This is a genomic window from Paraburkholderia fungorum (assembly GCF_900099835.1).
Lineage (GTDB): Bacteria > Pseudomonadota > Gammaproteobacteria > Burkholderiales > Burkholderiaceae > Paraburkholderia > Paraburkholderia fungorum_A.
Map to the genome: position 1 here is coordinate 1,380,601 of NZ_FNKP01000002.1, position 19,613 is coordinate 1,400,213.

Here is a 19,613-nt window from a genome sequence, read left to right on the forward strand (position 1 = left end):
CGACTCGCACCGCGAGGCTCCATGCAAATCATCCTCGACCAGCATGCGTTATATGTGGTGAAACATCCCGGCCGGTTCCTGTTGCAGACGCTCAAGGCATTCCGCGCGAACCAGGGGTTACTGCTGGCCGGCGCGGTCGCGTATTACGCTTTGCTGTCTATCGTACCGCTGCTGATTCTGATCGTTATCGCGTTGTCGCGGGTCGTGCCGCAGCATGTATTGCTCGCCGCGCTCGCGCATCTGCTGCGATGGCTCGTGCCGGGTCAATCGAACGCGCTGGTGCAGGAACTGGCGAATTTCCTCGAGCATCGCGCGGTGATCGGCTGGGTGCTGTTACTGACGATGATCTTCTTCAGTTCGCTCGCCTTCACGGTGCTGGAGAATGCGATGTCGCTGATCTTTGTGCATCGCGTAGCGGTCCGTCGGCGCCACTTTCTGCTCTCCGCTTTGCTGCCATATTGCTACATCCTGTTTCTCGGCATCGGCCTGCTGATCGTCACGTGCGTATCGAACGCGCTCGAAACCATCGGCGCGGAAGGCCTCCAGTTATTCGGCCTGCATGTTTCGTTGCAGGGACTTTCGCGCGTCGTGCTCTATCTGCTAGGACTTGCTGGAGAGATTTTTGTGTTGACGTCGGTATATCTGGTCATGCCGGTCGGTCGACCGACGATCAAACGCGCGCTCTTTGGCGGCATCGTCGCGGCGGTGTTGTGGGAGATCACGCGGCACGTGCTGGTCTGGTATTTCGCCACGTTGTCGCAGGTCAGCGTTGTCTATGGATCGTTGACGATGGCCATCGTGATCCTGCTCAGCCTTGAATGGCTCGCCACGTTGCTGTTATTCGGCGCGCAGGTGATATCGCAATACGAGCGCTTCGGGCACGAGCCCGTTCAGGCGGCGCAACCAGAGATTAAAACCGGTTGAGCGGAGATGTTCTCGCCTGCTGTAACATCCCGGTAGACGCAGAACTCAGGACTCGACGATGAGCAGCACGAGCATTACCCGGCGCAATAGCGTGCAGGTTTCCGGCAGCGGCAAACGGACCATGGTGCTGGCACATGGCTTCGGCTGTGACCAGAGTATGTGGCGTTATCTCATACCCTCGTTTCATGATGACTACCGTACGGTGCTATTCGATCATGTGGGCAGCGGTTCATCCGATCTATCCGCCTACGATGTTCGGAAATACGACTCTCTCGATGGCTACGCTGACGACCTGATCGAAGTCATTCGCGAAGTAGGCGGCGAACCGGTGGTGTTCGTCGGTCATTCGGTCAGCGCGATGATCGGGCTGATCGCGAGCCTGAAGCAGCCTCACCTGTTCACCGCTCATGTGATGGTGGGTCCGTCACCGTGCTACGTGAATGACGGCGACTATATCGGCGGGTTCTCGCGCGAGGACATCGACGACCTGCTGCACACGCTCGAAGGCAACTACCTCGGCTGGTCGAGCAATATGGCGCCCGCCATCATGGGCGCGCCGGAACAACCGGAACTGGGCATCGAGTTGACCAACAGCTTCTGCCGCACCGATCCCGAGATTGCGCGCCAATTCGCGCGCGTCACCTTTCTGTCGGATCACCGTCCGAATCTCGCGCGCAGCACCACGCCCACGCTGATCCTGCAGTGCAGCGACGACATCATCGCGCCGTGCTCCGTCGGCGAATACATGCACCGCATGATGCCCGCCAGCACGCTGCACGTGATCGAGAACGTCGGCCATTGTCCGCATCTCAGCTCGCCGCATGCCAGTTCGGCGGCCATCATCGATTTTCTTGCGCCGATGAGCGTGTAACGCGATGCATAGCATGGACCCCTCGCCGCTACCCGCCGACACGTTGTACGAGCACGCAGCCTGTGGTCTGCTCATCGCCGACGCGGGCGGCCGCATTCAGCGCGTCAATGCCACCTTGTGCGGCTGGCTTGGCTATAGCGCAGACGAACTCGCCGGCGCCAAACTGATTCAGGATCTTCTGAGCGCGGGCGGCAAGGTGTTTTATCAGACGCACTGGGCTCCGCTTCTGCAGATGCAAGGGTCGGTGGCCGAGGTCAAGCTGAACCTGATGCACCGCGACGGCCATATGGTGCCGATGCTGCTCAACGCGGTGCGCCGTCGTCATGGCGAGACGATTTATCTCGAAGTGGCGATGCTGATCGTCGCAGACCGGCATCGATACGAGCAGGAACTGCTGCTTGCACGGCGTAACGCCGAGGCGTCGGTGGCCGCGCATCAGCTTGCGCAAAAAGAGCTGCAGGAAAGTCGCGACGTGCTCAGCCTCGCCATGCGCGGCGCGCGCATGGGCGCCTGGTCACACGAGCCGAAGTCGGACAGATTCTGGTGGAGCCGCGAACTCGAAGCGCTCGCCGGTTACGCCGAAGGACGCTTTTCGAGCATGCCCGGCGGCTTCTTCGACCTGATTCACCCGGGCGATCTGAGCGCGCTCAACGAGGCCGTCGATCATGCGGTTGCGACCGGCGACGACTACGTCGCCGAATTCCGCTTCATGCATGCGAGCGGTGACTGGTGCTGGATGGAAGGCCGCGGCCGCGTGACCTACGACCGCCAGGGCGAACCGGCCACCATCTACGGGCTCGGTATCGACATCACCGAGCGCAAGGAAGCGCAGACCGTGCTGCTGCGTCAGGCGGCGATTTTCGAACACCTGAGCGACGCGATCGTCATCACCGATCTGCGCGGCAATATCACCGACTTCAATGTCGGCGGCGAACGCATGCTCGGTTACCGCACGCGCGAGATTCTGGGCCAGCCCGTGTCGATCTTTCATCCGCCGGAAGACGCGCTACGCATTCGCCGCGAAGCGTTTGCCGCGCTCGCCAGCGAGGGCACGTGGCGCAGCGAATTGACTTTCGTGCGACGCAACGGCTCGCGCGGTGTGTGCGAAACCGTCGTCAAACCGCTGGCGAACGCACGTGGCGATATCTACGGCGCGGTCTGCGTGATTCGCGATATCACTGAGCGCAGGCGTGCCGAGCAGCAATTGCAGCGGCTCAATCTCGAACTGTCGAAAGCCGATCGGCGCAAGGACGAATTTCTCGCCACGCTCGCGCATGAACTGCGCAATCCGCTCGCGCCGATGCGTAACGTGCTGGAGATCCTGCGTTTGAAGGAATTCGCGGATCCGCAATTGAGCTGGTCACGCGATGTGTTCGACCGCCAATTGCAGCATATGACGCACCTGGTCGACGATCTGCTCGAAGTGTCGCGCATCACTCAGGGCAAGCTCGAGTTGCGCAAGCAGCGGCTCGAACTCGCTCGTGCAATGCAATCGGCAATGGAAGCTGCGCGGCCGAGCGTGCAGGCGTCGTCGCATCATCTGAGCGTGACGCTGCCGCGCGAGCCGCTTTATCTCGACGCCGACCCGACGCGCCTGTCGCAGATGATCCTGAATCTGCTGAACAATGCAGCCAAGTACACGCCGGCCGGCGGCAACATTTCGCTCGCGGCCGAACGCGAAGGTGACGAAGCGGTGATCATCGTGCGCGATTCGGGCATTGGCATTCCGCGTGAGCATCTGGATAGTGTGTTCGAAATGTTCTCGCAACTCGCCCCGGCGTTGGACCGCTCGCAAGGGGGACTCGGCATCGGTCTCGCGTTGGTACGCGGCCTGGCTGAACTGCATGGCGGCAGCGTCGCCGCGTTCAGCGGCGGCCCGGGTACGGGCAGCGAATTCGTGATTCGCCTGCCGGTGTCGCAAACCGCCGCCGCACCTGCTGACGACGCCGCGCCGGAATCGTCGCACGCAAGCGGCTTACGCGTGGTGATCGTCGACGACAACGCCGACGCCGCCGACAGCCTTGCGATGGTGCTCGAGCTCGAAGGCCACGAAGTGCGCACGGCGGGCGACGGTATCGCGGGCCTGGCATTGATCAATGAATTCGCACCGCAGGCGGTGATTCTCGATATCGGTTTGCCGTTGCTGAACGGCTATGAAGTCGCGCGACGCATCCGCGTCGATCATCGCGACGCCGGTATTCTGCTGATCGCCGTCACCGGCTGGGGGCAGCAGCAGGACAAGCAAACTGCTGTCGCCGCAGGCTTCGATCATCATTTCACCAAGCCGGTCGATCCGCGCGAATTGCAGAAGGTGCTGACGCGGCAGCGGGTTTGAGCGTTAAGCTCGCTGTTAAAATGGCGCGCTATTTGCAAGCCATCGCCGCACGCAAGTCATCACATCATGTCCAAGCTCACCGCCATTAGTTCTATCAATTCTGTCAGCGTCCGCGCCATGGCGTCACTTGCGGGCATCGTCGTTGCCCATGTTTGACGAAGCGCAGATTACGCGCGCGCTGGCCGCGCGAGGGATTACGCCCGATCCGCGTCAGCGCGACGCTATCGAGGCGCTCGTTACGCTAGTCGGCGCCGACGAGGCGCGCCATCGCAACAGGTCGCGCGCGGCGTCCGCGCTGCAAGGGGTGTATTGCCACGGGTTGCCGGGGCGCGGCAAAAGCCTTGTCGTCGATACCGCCTTCGAGTTGGCAACCTGTAGCAAACGACGCCTGCACTTCCACGAATTTCTGCGTGAGATGAACCGGCGGCTCGTGAGCGAGCCGCGCGGCGACGATCGTTTGGGCTCGGTGTCGCGGCAGTGGCTCGACGGAATCGAACTGCTGTGCTTCGACGAATTTCACGTGCACGATATCGCCGATGCCTTCCTGATGGCGCGCTTTCTCGATACCGCGATCAGCCAGGGCACGCGCATTGTCCTCACCTCCAACTACGCGCCAGACGCGTTGTTGCCGGACCCTGAATTTCACGAACGCTTTCTGCCGACCATCGGGCAGATCAAACGCGGCTTTACCGTGATTCATTTCGACGGCGCGCGCGACTATCGGTTTGGCGGCGAGCAGGCGCAGGTGCCGCGTTTTTTCTCCCCACTCGATTCATCGAGCCGCGACGCGCTGCGGCGAATTTTCGCTATGCACGAAGGCGATCAGAGCGTGGAGCCCGTCACCCTCAGTGCCGCGGGACGGCCGCTCGCGGCACGCGCGGCAGGCGCCTGCGTGCTGTGGGCCGACTTCGACGATCTGTGTCTGGCAAGCCGTTCGCACCTCGATTATCTCGATCTTGCGGAACAGTGGAGCGGCTTGATCGTCGATCATCTGCGCACGGAGCGGCTCGCGAAACCGCAGGTGTTGCAGCGTTTGATCTGGCTGATCGATATTTTCTACGACCGCAAACGCGCGCTGTTCATTGCATCCGATCATCCGGTCGAGGCGGCTTTGAGCGGCCTCGAAGGCGCGCATGATCTGTCGAGAACGTTGAGCCGCCTTGCTGAAATGCAGTCGCGCGCTTATCGCAGCACGCTCGACGATGTGGGCGACATGTCGAACCAGCCCGCGTGAGATTTTTCGGTCTGGATACGCGGCAACGAAAGCGCGATTCGTGCAAATCTTGCAATGCAGCGGAAAATCCTGCGCGCGCGATTTGATTCCAGAATCGCGCCCAACGCCCTATTCATCAGCTGAAAGACAACATTCGCGACGACCGCGCGCCGCGCGGGAATGCGCCCTGCTACCGCCGTTGCGGGCTCATTCATCAGCGGATTAGCATCCGCTCTCATCGTTGCCATGATCAGAACAGCTTCTGTTGCTGCGGCGCTATGCGCGGCTTGCGTTACGTCCGCTTGCGTCCACATCGGACCCGCCCGCCTCAAGGCCGATCAGGTCGACTACGCGCGCGCGTTGGGCGACGCGAAAAAGCGCGAGATTCTCGCTGCCGTAATCGGTCTGCGCTACGGCGATGCCCCCGCGTTCCTGACCGTCAGCAGCATCATCGCGGCTTACACGTTCGACACCACCGCCGGCGCGACGGCCAACGCAGGCTCCGGCAGCATGCCCAACTACGCGACGGCGACGGGCAGCGTGTCCTATTCGAATCATCCGACCTTCACGTTCACGCCGACCACCGGCGAAGCGTTTGCGTCCGCGTATATCCGGCCGCTCGCGCCATCGCTTGTTTTGCCGCTTGCCGAAGGCGGTATTCCTATCGACCTGCTGTTGCGCATCACCGCGCAATCGGTCGGCGGTTTGCAGAACGGCAATGCACTGGGCGGCGAGAACAGCGCTGGCGCGCCCGGCTTCTTCGAACTGCTGCAAGCTCTGCGACGGCTGCAAATGGCCGGCGAGTTGAATGTCGAGTCGCGACAGGGAGACGGCAAAAATGCACCGATGGGCGTCTTCCTGGCGATGGGCGCGACCACCAGTGGCGAGTCGCCGCAAACGGCCGCCGACCTCGCGCATGTGCGCAAACTGCTGCATCTGTCGGCGAATACGCGGACCTATGAGCTGGTGTACGGCCCGTCGTCGACTTCGCAAAAGGGCGACAGGATTCCGATGGTCACGCGCTCGGTGCTCGGCATTCTGACCGACCTCGGCGCACAGGTGCAGGTGCCGGTCGAGCGTATCAGTGATGGTTCGACCAAGCCTACCGTGGGGTTGATCGGCGGAGAAACACGGCCGACGATCATCATTCATTCGGGCAAGGCCGCGCCTGACAATGCATACGTGTCGATTGCTTATGGATCGTCGACATATTGGGTGGAGCGCAACGACTTCGATTCGAAATATGCGTTCACCGTCGTGCAGAATCTGATGGCGCTGGCTGAAGCCGACACCAGCAGTAAAGCGCCGGTCGTCACGATTCCGGCGAATTGATCCTGTAAAAAAGCGGCGGTTCCAGTTTCCCGAAACCGCCGCTCTTGCATAAAACACCTTGTTTCAGGCGCTTATCTGCACGTCACTTCGACCTTGACTCAACCCGGGCGATCTGCTGCTTCGCTGCCTCGTACACATGTTCCGGCGTGAAGCCGAACTTCTTCTTCAGATCGGCAAGTGGCGCGGACGCACCGAACGTATGCATCACGACCTGCGCGCCGTGCCGCCCCACATAGCGGTCCCAACCGAGCGTACCGGCCTGCTCGACAGCGACGCGTGCATCCACGTCCGATGGCAACACCGAATCCTGATACGCGTCGTCCTGACGCTCGAACACGTCCCATGACGGCATCGACACGACTCGCGCCGCAATGCCCTCGCCTTTCAGCTTCTCGTACACGTCGACACAGACTGACAGTTCGCTGCCTGTGGCCATCAGGATCACCTGCGGCTTCTTGCCGTCGGGTGCGTCGGCGAGAATATACGCGCCCTTCTGCACGCCGCTCGCCGCCGCGTAGCGACTGCGGTCCAGCGTCGGCAACGGCTGGCGCGACACGACGATGCACGACGGCCGATGCGGCTGCGACATCGCCACCCGCCATGCTTCGGAGACTTCATTGGCATCGCCGGGACGCAACACGGTCAGACCCGGCACGCCACGCAGCGACGCCAGTTGCTCGATCGGCTGATGAGTCGGTCCGTCTTCGCCGACGCCGATCGAATCGTGTGTGAACACGTAAATGGCGGGCACTTCCATGATTGCCGAAAGGCGGATCGGCGGCTTCATGTAGTCGCTGAAAATCAGGAAAGTCGAACCGTACGGGCGCAGATTCGACAACGCAAGTCCATTTACCGCCGCGCCCATCACGTGTTCGCGAATTCCGAAATGCAGATTGCGGCCACCGTAGTTATCGGCTTCGAAACTACCCGCACCTTCGAATTTCAGATTGGTTTTCGTCGACGGCGAGAGATCGGCCGCGCCGCCGATCATCCACGGAACACGCGCGGCAATGGCATTGAGCACCTTGCCCGACGATTCGCGCGACGCCACGCCCTTCGGGTCCGCTTCGAAAACGGGAATGTCGCTGTCCCAGTCCGCCGGCAATTCATGCGCTTCGATCTGCGCGAACTCGCGGGCGAGTTGCGGATGTTGCTTGCTATAAGTGTCGAGCTTCGCTTGCCATTCGGCGCGCGCCGCCTTGCCGCGTGCGCCGATGCCCTGCGCGAAACGTTCGTGCACGCCGTCCGGCACGTAGAAGAATTTATCTTCCGGCCAGCCGTAGAACTTCTTCGCGAGCGCGACCTCTTCCACGCCGAGCGGTTCGCCGTGTGCGGCGGAGGTGTCCTGCTTGTGCGGCGCGCCCCAGCCGATGATGCTGCGAACGACGATCAGCGTCGGCTTGTCCGTCACGTTTTTCGCTTCTGTGAAGGCCTTTTCCAGCGCGGCGGCGTCGTTCGCGTCGTCGACATGCAGCGTATGCCAGTGATAACCGCGAAAGCGTGTTTCCACGTCGTCGTCATAGGCAAGGTCGGTATGGCCTTCAATCGTCACGCGATTGCTGTCGTAAATCCAGATCAGATTCGACAGTTTCAGATGACCCGCCAGCGACGCGGCTTCGTGCGAGATACCTTCCATCATGTCGCCGTCGCCGCACAGCGCATACACGCGGTAGTCGAACAGCGACGTATCCGGCTGGTTGAAACGGTTTTCATACCAGCGCGCCGCCATCGCCATGCCCACGCTATTGCCGAGTCCCTGTCCGAGCGGACCGGTGGTGGTTTCGACGCCGGTGGTCATCCGATACTCCGGGTGGCCGGGCGTCTTGCTGTCGAGCTGGCGGAAATGTTCGATGTCGTTCAAAGAGACGGCTGGGCCGCCGGTCGGCTTGCCATGTTCGTCGACCGCCTTGACGTTGGCGAGATGCAGCAGCGAATACAGCAGCATCGACGCGTGTCCGACCGACAGCACGAAGCGGTCGCGATTCGGCCAGAGCGGCTCGTCGGGGTCGTAGCGCAGGTGGTTCTGCCACAGATGATAGGCAACCGGTGCCAGTGCCATCGGCGTTCCGGGGTGCCCGGAATTGGCCTTTTGCACAGCGTCCATCGACAGCGTGCGGATCGTATTGACGCACAACTGATCGAGGGCGGGATCGTTTTGCATGGAAGCACTCCTTGTTCGGCGGTTGGGAGAGTGACCGGGAACGCAGCGCCTCGCACTCAATCGCAATGCGCGAAGTATTGGCGTTCGGCAGCGTGAGAGCGAACCCGGCAAACCGTGTTGATGGGGAACAACGCAAGAGAGACCGCAGCAAGACTTCAAGATGATGCGCCGATGCGCGCAAACCTGCACTGCGCTTTACATATCGCATGGGTGGATGCGCTGCACGAGTCATCGTTTGATGAGGGAGCTTTCAGTACGCTTGCGAAAAGCCTTTTTTAAAGGGTAAAAATGATGATGACGCGCTATGCCGACAGCCGCGCTCACTCCTGCCTTAAGGCATCCGAAGCGCACGATTCGTCGCGTCGTCAGGCTGCATGCAGCCAATGTTCGACAAGCGGTCCGTGCACACCATCGACAGGATCGGTTGCAGGAAATGGCAGCGCCTCCATGGTGGCGAGTTCGTCCGGTGTCAGCGCCTCGCGGCGAATGTCCCACTGCTGTCCCTCCGGGTAACCCGCCACCACCTTGAAATGCCGCGCGAACGATTGAAGACAGTGGCCGGTTCCCGCTGGCAGCAACAAGGCGTCGCCCGCCGTAATGGTGACGACCCGGCCGCCCGGCCCGCCGACGATCACCTGCGCGGAGCCGTCGGTCACGCCCAGCACCTCGTGCGCGCTGGCGTGGAAATGGTGGTAATCGAAAATGCCGTCGCGCCATTGCGGTGGCCACTCGTTCTGCTCGAACAACAGTTCGAAAGCTGCAGCGAGGTCGCCGCTGTCCGGTAACAGTGCCCGGCGATAAATAACAACCGGCAATTTGCGGTTATTCGGCACCCAGTCGTGCGGGGGCAACATGAAAACTTCATGGCTGGTCTGAGCCGCTTCGAATCCGTGCTTCGAATCGTTGTACATGTCTGGCTCCTGTTTCTGACACTGCGCCTGCTTCTCTTACCGTCGATGCGACGCGTTGATTCGCCGCGGCGTTGGCCTCTACCGCGCTGGTCGATGCTCGCGGAAATATCAGGCACGCGACTGCAGCCGCCGTCTCTGCAGCGGCGCATAAACCGCGCCTGGGCCGCAAAAAACCGTTAGCCTTTGCGTTGCGATTCGCGCCCGCCGCCGCCCGGAGGTTCGGCATGCTCGCCCGTGCCGAGCGGCACTTCGGCGCTATGAACCGGACGCTCATCCGAACGCGGAGGATTAGTGGCCTTATCGACGCCCGTCTGCACAACCGGCTCGATTCCGAGCGGGCTGGGTTCCACGTAGTGGGTTCCACTTGGCTTGTTGCGCGCTTTTACTTCAGGTGAAACATTTTGCGCGTCGAGATTTTTGCGGGGTTCGTCCTGCATGGCGCTCTCCTTTTTCGTAGGGACGTTATCGATGCAGCAACATCCGGTCCCTCTCCGCCAATTCGCGTGATTTCAGGACACGCGTGGGTTGAAACGAAAATGTGGGCACGTCCGTTGCGGACCTGTTATTGACGGTCCAGACCATACTTGTAAAAAGGAGAACATCATGACGATGACCACCATCAGGGTCTCCGACACCGAGGTTCAGGTAGAACGAACCCTGTACACGTTCGCGAAGAAAGATGACGCCGACGCGTTCCAGCGATGCCTCGCCGATACATCGATCGACAATTGTTATCGGAGCTACCCGCCGTTGACTGCACGGCCGACTGTACCCGACGAACATCCTGACGACCCCAGCCGGGGTAGCACGATTTCGCCATCGCTAGGCGGGATGATTTGACTAAACGGATGTGCGGTTTCTGAATTGGAGTACCGTGCGCGGCATCTGGCAGACCAGGCCGCGCCGCTCAGCAACCCGTCACTTTTCCGGCGACGCACGATCGGCCGCGACGATATTGCGGCCATAATCGACTGCCGCGCGCCGCGCCTCGTCCGCAGTTGCATACGGCCCGATCTCAGGCGCACCGTCGAACGGGAACAGTATTTTCCTGTCAGCTTTTCTGATGACCTTCAGCCCACCTACGTATCGGCCGTCGCCGGTTCCGTGATAGCTGGCGAAAATTTCGAAGTCATCGTCAGCAACGTCGGACTTATGTCGCGCCATGTTCCCTTTCCCTATTCTCTTTTGCCCGCACTGGTTAGTACGCCACTGCGCGCATCCGGTATGAGTGTGCAATGCGTGAAGCCGAATCTGCGTCACGCGTTGACCGGAGTCGAGCAATACGCGTTCCACGCATGAAAACGTGCGTATCCAGCGGGAAAAATGGAAGATGGAGTTGAGGCGAACCCACACAGGACGCCGGTCAGGAAGTACGGCGGACTATTGAAAAGAGGTGGAACGGAAAGTGAATCAGGCGCGGTGTATCACGCGCGATCGGCTGATCAGACTTCGGCGAGAATAAAAAAGGCGGGCAGGACCAATGCCCTGACCGCCTAGTCACATCACCGGACTCAGCGCAACTTCGCGACGTCCTGCGCACTCACTCGCGTGGACGCAGGATTGCCGAACTGCGTGGTTACATAGTTGGTCAACGCGGCGATCTGGTCATTGCTCAACTGCACGGCAAAGCCCGGCATGCCGACATCGCTGTTCGACGTGCTCCGATGCACCCCATGCAGAATCACCTGCATCAGGTTGTTCGGATTCGACGCGCCCACCGTCGTGTTGTGCATCAGCGGCGGATAGTAGCCGTCCGGTGTGCCCTTGCCGACCGCCTGGTGGCAACTCGCGCAATTGCCGAGGAAGAGCCGCGCCGGGTCGATCGACCCTTCGCTCATCGCCACGCCACGCAGACGCGTCACGTCGGTCGCCGGTTTGCCCAACGAGCCGCGCGGCTGCTTGCTGCCGTCTTCCACGGCCGGCACGGTGCGAACGTAGGCCGCGATGGCGGTGACGTCGGCATCGGTCATCTTCGAGAAGCTGTGCTCGACCGCCTCGCCCATCGGCCCTGCTGCGCCGCCCAGACCCTGTACGTGTCCGGTTTGCAGATACTGCTTGAGTTGCTCGGGCGTCCACGTACCGATGCCGCTATTCAACGACGACGTGACGTTGTACCCCTCCCATCCCGCCAGCACCGAACCGCTCAGGAATCCGCTGCCGGATTCATCGAGCGCCACTTCCTGCATCGCAAAACCGCGCGGCGTGTGGCACGTGCTGCAATGCGCGAGACCCTGCACGAGATACGCACCGCGATTCCACTCGACGCTCTGGTTCGACTTGTCCTGATACGGTCCGCTCTTGAGGAACATCGCGTTCCATGCCTTCAGCGGCCAGCGCATGTTGAGGGGCCACGGAATGTCGCTTTGACGCGTGGCCTGCTTCACGGGCGCCACGCCGTAGCGGAAGTACGCGAACAGCGCCTTCACGTCGTCATCGCTGATCTTTGCGTACGACACATACGGCATCGCCGGGTACAGGTTGTGCCCGTCCTTCGATACGCCTCTGCGCAACGCGCCGTCGAAATCTGCGAGCGTCCAGTTGCCGATCCCCGTTTCCGGGTCCGGCGTGATGTTGCTCGAATAGATCGTGCCGAGCATCGGCACCTTCAACGGCAAACCGCCGGCAAACGGTCTGCCTTGAGCGGTCGTATGGCAGGCCATGCAATCGCCGGCTGTCGCCAGATATTCACCACGTTTGATCAGCGCAGTGTCGTTGCTGCCGCCTGACGCATCGGCATGCGCAAGAGAAGGCAGCGCAAACGCAGCGGCGAGCATGCAGAACAGAGTTTTCTTCAGCATGGTCAGACCTCCTTCTTCAACTGGTCGGCCATACGAAGCGCAAGTGCGGCGATGGTCAGCGTCACGTTGACGGTGCCCACGGTCGGCATGGTTGCGCTGCTGGAGATGAACAGGTTCGGGTGATCGAACGTACGGCAATGCTTGTCGACCACCGAATCGCGCGGATCGCTGCCCATGATCGTCGCGCCGGTGATGTGGTTGTTCGGTGCAAATTCGTCCTGATATTCGATCTCGGTGCCGCCGAGAATCTTCGCGGCGGTGGCGTACACCTCACGCGTATGCACCGCGCCACGCTTCACGTAGTCGTCGATCTGATAGGTGATTTCGGGACGCGGAATACCGATCGCGTCCTTCTCGGTCGCGCTCGGCACGATGCGGTTGACCGGCTGCGGCAGGATTTCGTGGAAGCAGTCGAACTCGACGAAACGCGCGGAGCGGTCGCGAATCTGCGCGTCGAGATCGGCGGCCTTGATCAGTTTGCCCTGCTTGAAAATCTTCGCCGACTCCGTATCGATGCGCGACATGTTCGACAGGTGGATCTTTTTGGCCGACTCTGTCGAACGGAACGCGCCGTCGCGAAAGCCGATCAGCGACGTCATTTCCTGCGGGCCACGGCCGGGCCACAGCTTTTCGTCCGCGTAGAACGTGACGCCGGTGCCGGGGTGATCCATCAGATTGCGGCCGACCATGTCGGAGCTGTTGCCCACGCCATGCGGAAAATCGGCGCTGGTGGACATCAGCATGATCTTCGGCGTCTCGATGCCGTTCGCGGCCAGCACGAAATAACGGCCCTCCACGCGATGCTCGACGCCCTGCGGATCCTTGTACAACGCGGCGGTGATGCGTTTGTCCGGGCCGACGTCGAGCTTGAACACGACCGCGTTTTCGATCAGCTTCGCACCCGCGGCCTCGGCCTTTTCGACGTGCACGATGCCGTTGTACATCGCGCCGATCGGGCAAATCGGCATGCAGTTGTTATTGCCGCAGCAGGTCGGGCGGCCGTCGTACGGACGGCTGTTGCGCGCGACCGGTTCCGTCACGACATTGAAGTGCGGATCGTACGCGTTGAGCTTGCTCTTGATGACCTGCTCGTTGTACGAGATCGGCAGCGGCGCCATCGGATACGGCGCACTGCGCGGCGAACCGAGTTGCTCGTCCGAGGGGCCCCATACACCGAGTTCCTCTTCGGCGCGCTGATAGTACGCTTCGAGTTCTTCGTACTCCATCGGCCAGTCGCGGCCCACGCCGTAGACGGTCTTCATCTTGAAGTCGTTCGGCATGAAGCGCCACGCCGACGCCGCCCAGTGCCACGTCGTGCCGCCCACCGCGCGAATGTACTGCGAGTTGAATTTGTGCTCGCCCTTCAGGATCAGGTAATTGTTCGGCGGACCGTATTCGGGATGCGGCGCCCATGCCGTGGACGGATACGGCGCGGAGTTGTCCGACTTGTCGAACTGATTGCGAAACCGCTCGACGGTTTCCCAGCGCGGCATGCGCGGCCCGGCTTCGAGCAGGATCACGGACTTGCCCGCAAGCGCCATCTGATGCGCGACGATCGCGCCCGCGACGCCCGAGCCCACCACGACGACATCGGCTTGTTCGGTCTTTTGTGCGTCGGCCATTAGTCTTGCCTCTCGACGGGTTTCTGCGCCCAGTAACCGGGCTGATTGGCGCAATACGAACGGATCACCAGCGTGTCGGAGACCACGGTGTACATCAGCGCCTGCTCGTACGTAATCACGGTGTTGTCGACCGTGCCGAGATACCAGGCTTCCATGATCTTCAGCGCGAGCGCCTGTTGCGCGTCGTCGGCGGAACCGGCGATCAGCGCGCTGGCCAGCTTCGGCAACTGCTGCGCGAGATCAGGCGTTGACTTCTGCAACGCGGCCAGCAGACGCGCGCCGACATCGCGATCGAGACCGTTCTTCGCGGTCAACGATTGCGACAGGGTCATGAACGCGTCGAGCGGCGGCGCCGACGCATCGTCGGCGATCGCCTTGAGCGCGAGCGAACCGGTGAGACCGGCCATCGTCAGCGCGAGTGCGCCCTGCAGCCAGCGACGGCGGCTGATCGACGACGCTTCACCGAGCGTGCCTGACGACATCCCCAGTGGGGATCAGTCGTGAGAGTCTTGTGGAGTCAATTTTTTTATCCCTTTTATCCCTTGTGAGGCGTTTTTCAATGCTTGCTGCCTGCACTGCATCGGGTCATACACCAGCCAGTACAACGGACGATGCAGCAGCAACCACGCGCGACTTGTGATCCCGTTGTTGCTGTCGGCCTGTGCCACCTGCGCGATGGGCCGGCCTGATCCGGTTGTGCTTCTACTGCGTTATTACCGTGTCACTACGACATCAAACAATGCAATCCGTCAAAACTGATGCAGCATCCCGACATACGCGCCGGTTTGCGACTCACCCACCAGCGGACTCGTGTTGCTCGTCGAATCGCGCGGCGACGCTTCGAGCGAGAAATTCGAATTGCTGCCATTGCGCACATAGCCGACCGTGCCGTACAGGAAGGTGCGCTTGGTGATGTTGTAGGTGGTACCGAGCACGTACATCATCGCGTGACCGGCCGGGTCGTGCGCGACGTCGCCATCGCCTTCTCCTACATGAATGTAGTAGCCGCCTGCCGTCACCGCCCAGCGTTGCGGGAAGTTGTAGGTCGCGCCGAGCCAGTAGTGATCGGCGGTATCGGCGACACCGGCGGGCGAGTCCGGCGCCGAGTAATGCGTGTACGCGCCCTGGACGATCCACGAATCGAAATGCGCCTTGGCGGCGACGAAATATTCGCGCGATGCCTGGAAGACGTTGCTGAAGCGGCCGTTGCTGTCGCGCAGTTCGTCGTAGATGCCGCGCGCGTCGAACAGCGGCGAGTGATAGCTCAGCATGATGCCGTCCGAGCGGCCGAATTCGCCGGGCGCACCGCTATTGAACGAGCCTGGCTGGTTACCGAATGAATATTGACCCTGCACGTCGAAGCCCCAGAACACCGGGCTTTTGTATTCGACGTTGTTGCTGGTCTGCTGCCAGTTGCGGCCACGCACGAGTGACGCCGACGAAAACGCCTGCTGCACGAACGGGTCGAATTCCCACACGCCGTCGCTGTCGATAAAAAGATTACGGCCAGCCTGCAACGTGCCCCACTGCTCGCTTTTCAAACCGACGAACGCGCGCCGCGACCAGAGCCGTCCGCCGCTGGTCGTGCCGTCCATCACCTGCAAACCGGTTTCGAGGTTGAAGATTGCATTGAGGCCGCCGCCGAGATCTTCGTTGCCCTTGAGGCCCAGCATACTGGTGCCCCAATCGCCGCCTTCCGCGCTCCAGCGGCTCGAACTCCCGCCTGCGCCGTCGTTGATGTGATTCAGATATTCCACGCCTGCGTCGAGCCGGCCATACAGGCTCACGCTGGTTTGACCATAGGCCAAAGGACTCGCCACCGCCAGGGCTGCCATTAATTTTTTAGATAGTCGCATTGTTTTGCCGGGAGTTTTTTTCTGTCGCAATGTGAGGCAAAGCGGAGTGCTGCTGAAACCAGACTACTTGACGCGCGCTCCACATGAATCCCTGTCGCGGACTGCAAACGGAAAGGCTATGAGACTTTTCAAAACCCGTTGCGCCGATTGCACCGACCGTGCGCTAACGGCTGGCTAAACGGCTAACCGGTTGTGAACCCATACTGAATTCGCGGCTTAAGGGGCGCCCGGTTCATCCAGGAATCGAACCTGTGCCGGCTTCAATTCAAGGTTGGCTGCATCACGTGATGTTGTAAAACTACATCCGCCAGGCGGTCGAACTATAAGGGGATACACGCTTGATAACCTATCCGTTTGACGCAATAAACTTTTGCGGACGATAAACTCGACAACGAAAAAGCCAGCACGCAATCGGCGTGCCTTGAAGCGCATTGGCGAAGAAGTTTGGAAGCTACCCAAGATAAGATAGTCGGTCCTTTGGCATCAGCCAAATCGAAATGCCACGCTTGTCACTCACTCCCTGACGATCCACCTTGCTGCGATGAACGCGCCCGAACTGACCGAAGACGAAAACCTTGGCCGCCTTGGCATGTACCAACGCGCAACGGACAGCGGCGTGGAATGGTGGCGCGTCAGCGTGGCCGATCGCCCTGAGACCTATCGGCTGGAACATGGTGTCGACCACGCCAACGGCCGCGGATCGGTCGATATCGATCTGGTGGTCGATGCGGAAAATCTGCGCGCGAAATTGAAGAAATGGCGTCGCGAGGGCTTTGCGATCGACGCTGACAATATTGAAAGCGAACAGAGCGCAACGGAACGTGTTGCATTCATGCCGGAATTGCAGCGCGTCGCGACGCTCGCCGCAGCGGCGAAGCAGAAGCTCAAGCTGAATGAAGACGGTGTCGAGACAGTCCGCATCGGCCACCTCGACGTGCCGTGCGGCGCAGACGGTCCGCTCGTGCCGCGCCTGAATCCGGCCTATCTGTTTTCCCAGCGCTTTAACGACATCGTCGAAGACATTGTCGAGAACCGGCGCGTGATGCTGATCGGTCACACCGGCGCGGGCAAAACCAGCCTGATCGAACAGGTCGCGGCGCGCTCGCGGCACGGCGTGTTGCGCTCGAACATGAACGGGCAAACCACGGTGGGCGATTTCGTCGGCTTCTGGACAGTCAAGGGCGGCGAAACATTGTGGGTCGATGGCGTGCTGCCCACGGCGATGCGCGAAGGCCTGTGGCTGATCGTCGATGAAATCGATTTCGCCGAACCGTCGATTCTCGCCGCGCTCACCGCCGTGCTCGAACCGCACGGCCGACTCGTGCTGAAAGAGAAAGGCAACGAGATCGTCGCGCCGCATCCGTCGTTCCGACTCTTCGCGACCGCGAACGCGGTGGGCGCGATGAGCCAGTTCCGTCATCTGTATCAGGGCGCGAATCTGATGAACGAGGCGTTTCTGGACCGTTGGCGCGTGTATCTGCTCGACTATCTGACGCCCGCCGAAGAAGCCGACGTGTTGCTGCGAACGCTATCGCCGAATATGACGCGCCCGCTCGCCGCGACGCTCGCAGCCATCGCCGCCGACTGCCGCGCGGCGTTCGCGCGCGAAGACCTGTCGAGCGCATTCTCGACGCGACGCCTGCTCGACTGGGCAGAACTGATGATGCGCACCGGCGACCCCGAGCGCGCAGCGGGACCGGCGATTTACGCAAAGGTCAGTCCCGAAGATGCGGCGTTGATTCGCGGCATCATCCGCCATCACATTGCACCGGCCGGTTCGGAGTGAGCGCGATGCAGGCCGCGCGCGGAGTCCGCAACACGCGAGAAGCGCGCAATACGCGTGATACGCGCGGTTTCGCGTTCGAATCGACGCTCGGCAAAGTGGCTCGCGTGCTCACCGGACAATACGGCGTGAGCGTCGTATTCAGCCCGGACGGGCCGCGTGTCGAGCCCGGCCGCATTGTGATTCCCGATTACGAACCCGACGGCGAGGTCGAACGCGACGTGCTGGTCGGCTATCTGGACCTGCTGGTCGCGCGCGCCAAACACGCGGCGCTGGATGAACTCGACGCGCTGCCTGCGGGCGTCGCCGCGAATCTCGCCCAGGTGATCGACGATCGCCGTGTGTGCGGACAACTGCTCGACGAGTATCCCGGTGCGCGCTGGTTCATCGGTAAATTGCGCGAGCATGCTGCGGAACGGGTGCGGCAACGCTGGCCGGCCATGCATTGGCGCGACCGTCTGGTGTGGCTGGTCGAGCGCACGCTGTGGGACGAAGCGCCGACCCGCAGCGAGGCGGTCCATTCGCTGCTGGCCGCGTTGCACGCGTCGCAGGACCTGCTGCACGACGCGCGCGGCAGTCGCTCGACCCGCGAGAGCATCGCGGCCGCGCAGGCGCTGGTGGCGCGTGTCAGGGCTTTGTCGGCGGGAGACGTGAACAGCATGATGTTCACCGCCGATGCCATTGAAGATATCGACACGGAATCGGCCGCGTCGGCCTCATTCGACGAAACCAGCGTGCCCGGGCACGACAGCGCCGCCGCGCCACCGTCCGACCGAAGCACTGGCGCACAGGCCGACAGCGCGGTCGGCATGGGGCAGACGCTCGCCGACGCGGCGCAGCCGTCTTCCCGCTCCGAAGGCGAAGCGGGGTCGGTCGCGACGAACCCGACGCGCGCGCGGCTGTCCATTCCGCTCGCTACCGAATTCGACGTCGTCACCGATCTCACCGGTCAGGGCGACAGCGCGACGTGGCGCGCGTTGAAAGCCGCAGCCCGCGCCGATACCGCACCGCTCAAGGAAAAACTCGAACGCGCGCTGAGCGCCGACGAGCGCATCCGCTGGCGTCGCGAACAGGAGCGCGGCGAGATCGACCGCACCGCGCTGGCGAAGCTCGCGACGTCGCCGGGCTACCGCACGCCGTTTCGCACGCAGCGGGCCGCCAAGGGACGCGATGTCGCGGTAACGCTGCTGATCGATCGCAGCGGCTCGATGGCCGGGCGCAAGATCGAACTTGCGCGCCTTTGTGCAACCGCATTGTGCGACGCGCTCACGCAGCTATCGTTCGATTGCGAAGTACTCGGTTATTGCTCGGTCGAATCGCCTGCCATGAAGCAGCTTTATGAACGCCAGCTTGCGGCCGGTGCGGATTTACGGCGTTACAACCGGTTTGTCGAGCGACTCGATCTGAAGGTTTATAAACGCTTCGGTGCAGTCGATCTCAGCGGTATCGCGGAAATCGACTGCGGTCATGAGAATCCCGATGGCGAAGCGCTCGCGTGGGCCGCAACGCGCCTCGCGGATCACCAGGCGGAGCGGCGCATCCTGATGGTGTTTTCCGACGGCTACCCGTCCACCGGCGACGGCGATCCGCAAGTGCTGCGCCATGACCTGCGGGAGCGCGTGGCGGCAATCGGCAAGCGCGGCATCGAACTGGTCGGAATCGGCGTGCTGACCGACGCCGTCGAGGATTTCTATCCGCATAACGTGGTGGTCAGCCGCCTCGCCGAGTTACCGTCGACCGTGTTCTCGGTATTGAGCTCGATGCTGCTGACCCGATAGCGCCGTTCAGATACAGCGCTAGTTTCGTA

Annotated in this window: 16 protein-coding genes; 8 read left to right on the forward strand and 8 right to left on the reverse strand. The window is 61.7% G+C overall.

From position 1 onward, the window contains the following. The first annotated feature begins 21 nt into the window (after window positions 1–21). The 5 genes from BLS41_RS22090 to BLS41_RS22110 all read left to right on the forward strand — a co-directional run bounded on the left by BLS41_RS22090 (window position 22) and on the right by BLS41_RS22110 (window position 6,675). Entirely contained in the window at window positions 22–924 is a 903-nt protein-coding gene (locus BLS41_RS22090) for a YihY/virulence factor BrkB family protein (protein WP_074768688.1), read from the forward strand. 58 nt (window positions 925–982) lie between these two features. Next, window positions 983–1,795, forward strand: a complete 813-nt coding sequence (locus tag BLS41_RS22095; RefSeq protein ID WP_074768690.1) for an alpha/beta fold hydrolase — start codon at window positions 983–985, stop codon at window positions 1,793–1,795. Between the two features lie 13 nt (window positions 1,796–1,808). Beyond that, entirely contained in the window at window positions 1,809–4,130 is a 2,322-nt protein-coding gene (locus BLS41_RS22100; protein WP_253189729.1) for a hybrid sensor histidine kinase/response regulator, read from the forward strand. A 148-nt stretch (window positions 4,131–4,278) separates the two neighbouring features. Further along, window positions 4,279–5,364: a cell division protein ZapE gene (gene zapE / locus BLS41_RS22105; RefSeq protein WP_074768694.1), complete on the forward strand. Its 1,086-nt coding sequence runs from the start codon at window positions 4,279–4,281 to the stop codon at window positions 5,362–5,364. A 225-nt stretch (window positions 5,365–5,589) separates the two neighbouring features. After that, entirely contained in the window at window positions 5,590–6,675 is a 1,086-nt protein-coding gene (locus BLS41_RS22110; RefSeq protein ID WP_074768696.1) for a hypothetical protein, read from the forward strand. Window positions 6,676–6,757: 82 nt separating this feature from the next. Here the strand turns inward: BLS41_RS22110 and tkt are convergent, their stop codons facing one another. From tkt to BLS41_RS22125, 3 genes are all read right to left on the reverse strand, one after another. Then, complete coding sequence (tkt, locus tag BLS41_RS22115; RefSeq protein ID WP_074768698.1) at window positions 6,758–8,836, reverse strand: transketolase; 2,079 nt, start codon at window positions 8,834–8,836, stop codon at window positions 6,758–6,760. A gap of 365 nt (window positions 8,837–9,201) precedes the next feature. Then, entirely contained in the window at window positions 9,202–9,747 is a 546-nt protein-coding gene (locus BLS41_RS22120; protein ID WP_074768700.1) for a cupin, read from the reverse strand. A gap of 176 nt (window positions 9,748–9,923) precedes the next feature. After that, the gene (locus tag BLS41_RS22125) at window positions 9,924–10,184 is read right to left on the reverse strand and encodes a hypothetical protein (protein WP_074768702.1); all 261 of its coding nucleotides are present in this window, start codon (window positions 10,182–10,184) and stop codon (window positions 9,924–9,926) included. Window positions 10,185–10,350: 166 nt separating this feature from the next. Between BLS41_RS22125 and BLS41_RS22130 the strand changes: the two genes are divergently transcribed. Further along, window positions 10,351–10,587 carry a hypothetical protein gene (locus BLS41_RS22130; protein ID WP_074768704.1) on the forward strand — a complete coding sequence of 79 codons (237 nt, stop codon included), beginning with the start codon at window positions 10,351–10,353 and terminating at the stop codon, window positions 10,585–10,587. Between the two features lie 78 nt (window positions 10,588–10,665). Here the strand turns inward: BLS41_RS22130 and BLS41_RS22135 are convergent, their stop codons facing one another. The 5 genes from BLS41_RS22135 to BLS41_RS22155 form a co-directional block, all read right to left on the reverse strand. Further along, window positions 10,666–10,911 carry a DUF6723 family protein gene (locus BLS41_RS22135; RefSeq protein ID WP_074768706.1) on the reverse strand — a complete coding sequence of 82 codons (246 nt, stop codon included), beginning with the start codon at window positions 10,909–10,911 and terminating at the stop codon, window positions 10,666–10,668. Between the two features lie 347 nt (window positions 10,912–11,258). Further along, the gene (locus BLS41_RS22140; protein ID WP_074768708.1) at window positions 11,259–12,545 is read right to left on the reverse strand and encodes a c-type cytochrome; all 1,287 of its coding nucleotides are present in this window, start codon (window positions 12,543–12,545) and stop codon (window positions 11,259–11,261) included. A 2-nt stretch (window positions 12,546–12,547) separates the two neighbouring features. Further along, a complete protein-coding gene (locus tag BLS41_RS22145; protein WP_074768710.1) occupies window positions 12,548–14,167 on the reverse strand; it encodes a GMC family oxidoreductase in 1,620 nt (539 codons plus the stop codon). Continuing rightward, entirely contained in the window at window positions 14,167–14,649 is a 483-nt protein-coding gene (locus BLS41_RS22150; RefSeq protein ID WP_074768712.1) for a sugar dehydrogenase complex small subunit, read from the reverse strand. Before BLS41_RS22150 ends, BLS41_RS22145 begins: the two co-directional genes overlap by 1 nt. Window positions 14,650–14,916: 267 nt before the next feature. Then, window positions 14,917–16,002 (reverse strand): porin, encoded by a 1,086-nt coding sequence (locus BLS41_RS22155; RefSeq protein WP_083380045.1) that lies wholly within the window; start codon window positions 16,000–16,002, stop codon window positions 14,917–14,919. A 562-nt stretch (window positions 16,003–16,564) separates the two neighbouring features. Between BLS41_RS22155 and BLS41_RS22160 the strand changes: the two genes are divergently transcribed. Further along, on the forward strand, window positions 16,565–17,809 hold the full coding sequence (locus tag BLS41_RS22160; RefSeq protein ID WP_074768716.1) for an AAA family ATPase: 1,245 nt from the start codon (window positions 16,565–16,567) through the stop codon (window positions 17,807–17,809). 5 nt (window positions 17,810–17,814) lie between these two features. Beyond that, a complete protein-coding gene (locus BLS41_RS22165; protein ID WP_074768718.1) occupies window positions 17,815–19,584 on the forward strand; it encodes a cobaltochelatase CobT-related protein in 1,770 nt (589 codons plus the stop codon). The last annotated feature ends 29 nt before the right edge of the window (window positions 19,585–19,613 follow it).

Excerpts from the sequence above, each read along its gene's own strand:
- BLS41_RS22090 (WP_074768688.1), top strand. The coding sequence starts at position 22 with ATGCAAATCATCCTCGACCAGCATGCGTTATATGTGGTGAAACATCCC.
- BLS41_RS22095 (WP_074768690.1), top strand. The coding sequence starts at position 983 with ATGAGCAGCACGAGCATTACCCGGCGCAATAGCGTGCAGGTTTCCGGC.
- BLS41_RS22100 (WP_253189729.1), top strand. The coding sequence starts at position 1,809 with ATGGACCCCTCGCCGCTACCCGCCGACACGTTGTACGAGCACGCAGCC.
- zapE (WP_074768694.1), top strand. The coding sequence starts at position 4,279 with ATGTTTGACGAAGCGCAGATTACGCGCGCGCTGGCCGCGCGAGGGATT.
- BLS41_RS22110 (WP_074768696.1), top strand. The coding sequence starts at position 5,590 with ATGATCAGAACAGCTTCTGTTGCTGCGGCGCTATGCGCGGCTTGCGTT.
- tkt (WP_074768698.1), bottom strand. The coding sequence starts at position 8,836 with ATGCAAAACGATCCCGCCCTCGATCAGTTGTGCGTCAATACGATCCGC.
- BLS41_RS22120 (WP_074768700.1), bottom strand. The coding sequence starts at position 9,747 with ATGTACAACGATTCGAAGCACGGATTCGAAGCGGCTCAGACCAGCCAT.
- BLS41_RS22125 (WP_074768702.1), bottom strand. The coding sequence starts at position 10,184 with ATGCAGGACGAACCCCGCAAAAATCTCGACGCGCAAAATGTTTCACCT.
- BLS41_RS22130 (WP_074768704.1), top strand. The coding sequence starts at position 10,351 with ATGACGATGACCACCATCAGGGTCTCCGACACCGAGGTTCAGGTAGAA.
- BLS41_RS22135 (WP_074768706.1), bottom strand. The coding sequence starts at position 10,911 with ATGGCGCGACATAAGTCCGACGTTGCTGACGATGACTTCGAAATTTTC.
- BLS41_RS22140 (WP_074768708.1), bottom strand. The coding sequence starts at position 12,545 with ATGCTGAAGAAAACTCTGTTCTGCATGCTCGCCGCTGCGTTTGCGCTG.
- BLS41_RS22145 (WP_074768710.1), bottom strand. The coding sequence starts at position 14,167 with ATGGCCGACGCACAAAAGACCGAACAAGCCGATGTCGTCGTGGTGGGC.
- BLS41_RS22150 (WP_074768712.1), bottom strand. The coding sequence starts at position 14,649 with ATGTCGTCAGGCACGCTCGGTGAAGCGTCGTCGATCAGCCGCCGTCGC.
- BLS41_RS22155 (WP_083380045.1), bottom strand. The coding sequence starts at position 16,002 with ATGGCAGCCCTGGCGGTGGCGAGTCCTTTGGCCTATGGTCAAACCAGC.
- BLS41_RS22160 (WP_074768716.1), top strand. The coding sequence starts at position 16,565 with ATGAACGCGCCCGAACTGACCGAAGACGAAAACCTTGGCCGCCTTGGC.
- BLS41_RS22165 (WP_074768718.1), top strand. The coding sequence starts at position 17,815 with ATGCAGGCCGCGCGCGGAGTCCGCAACACGCGAGAAGCGCGCAATACG.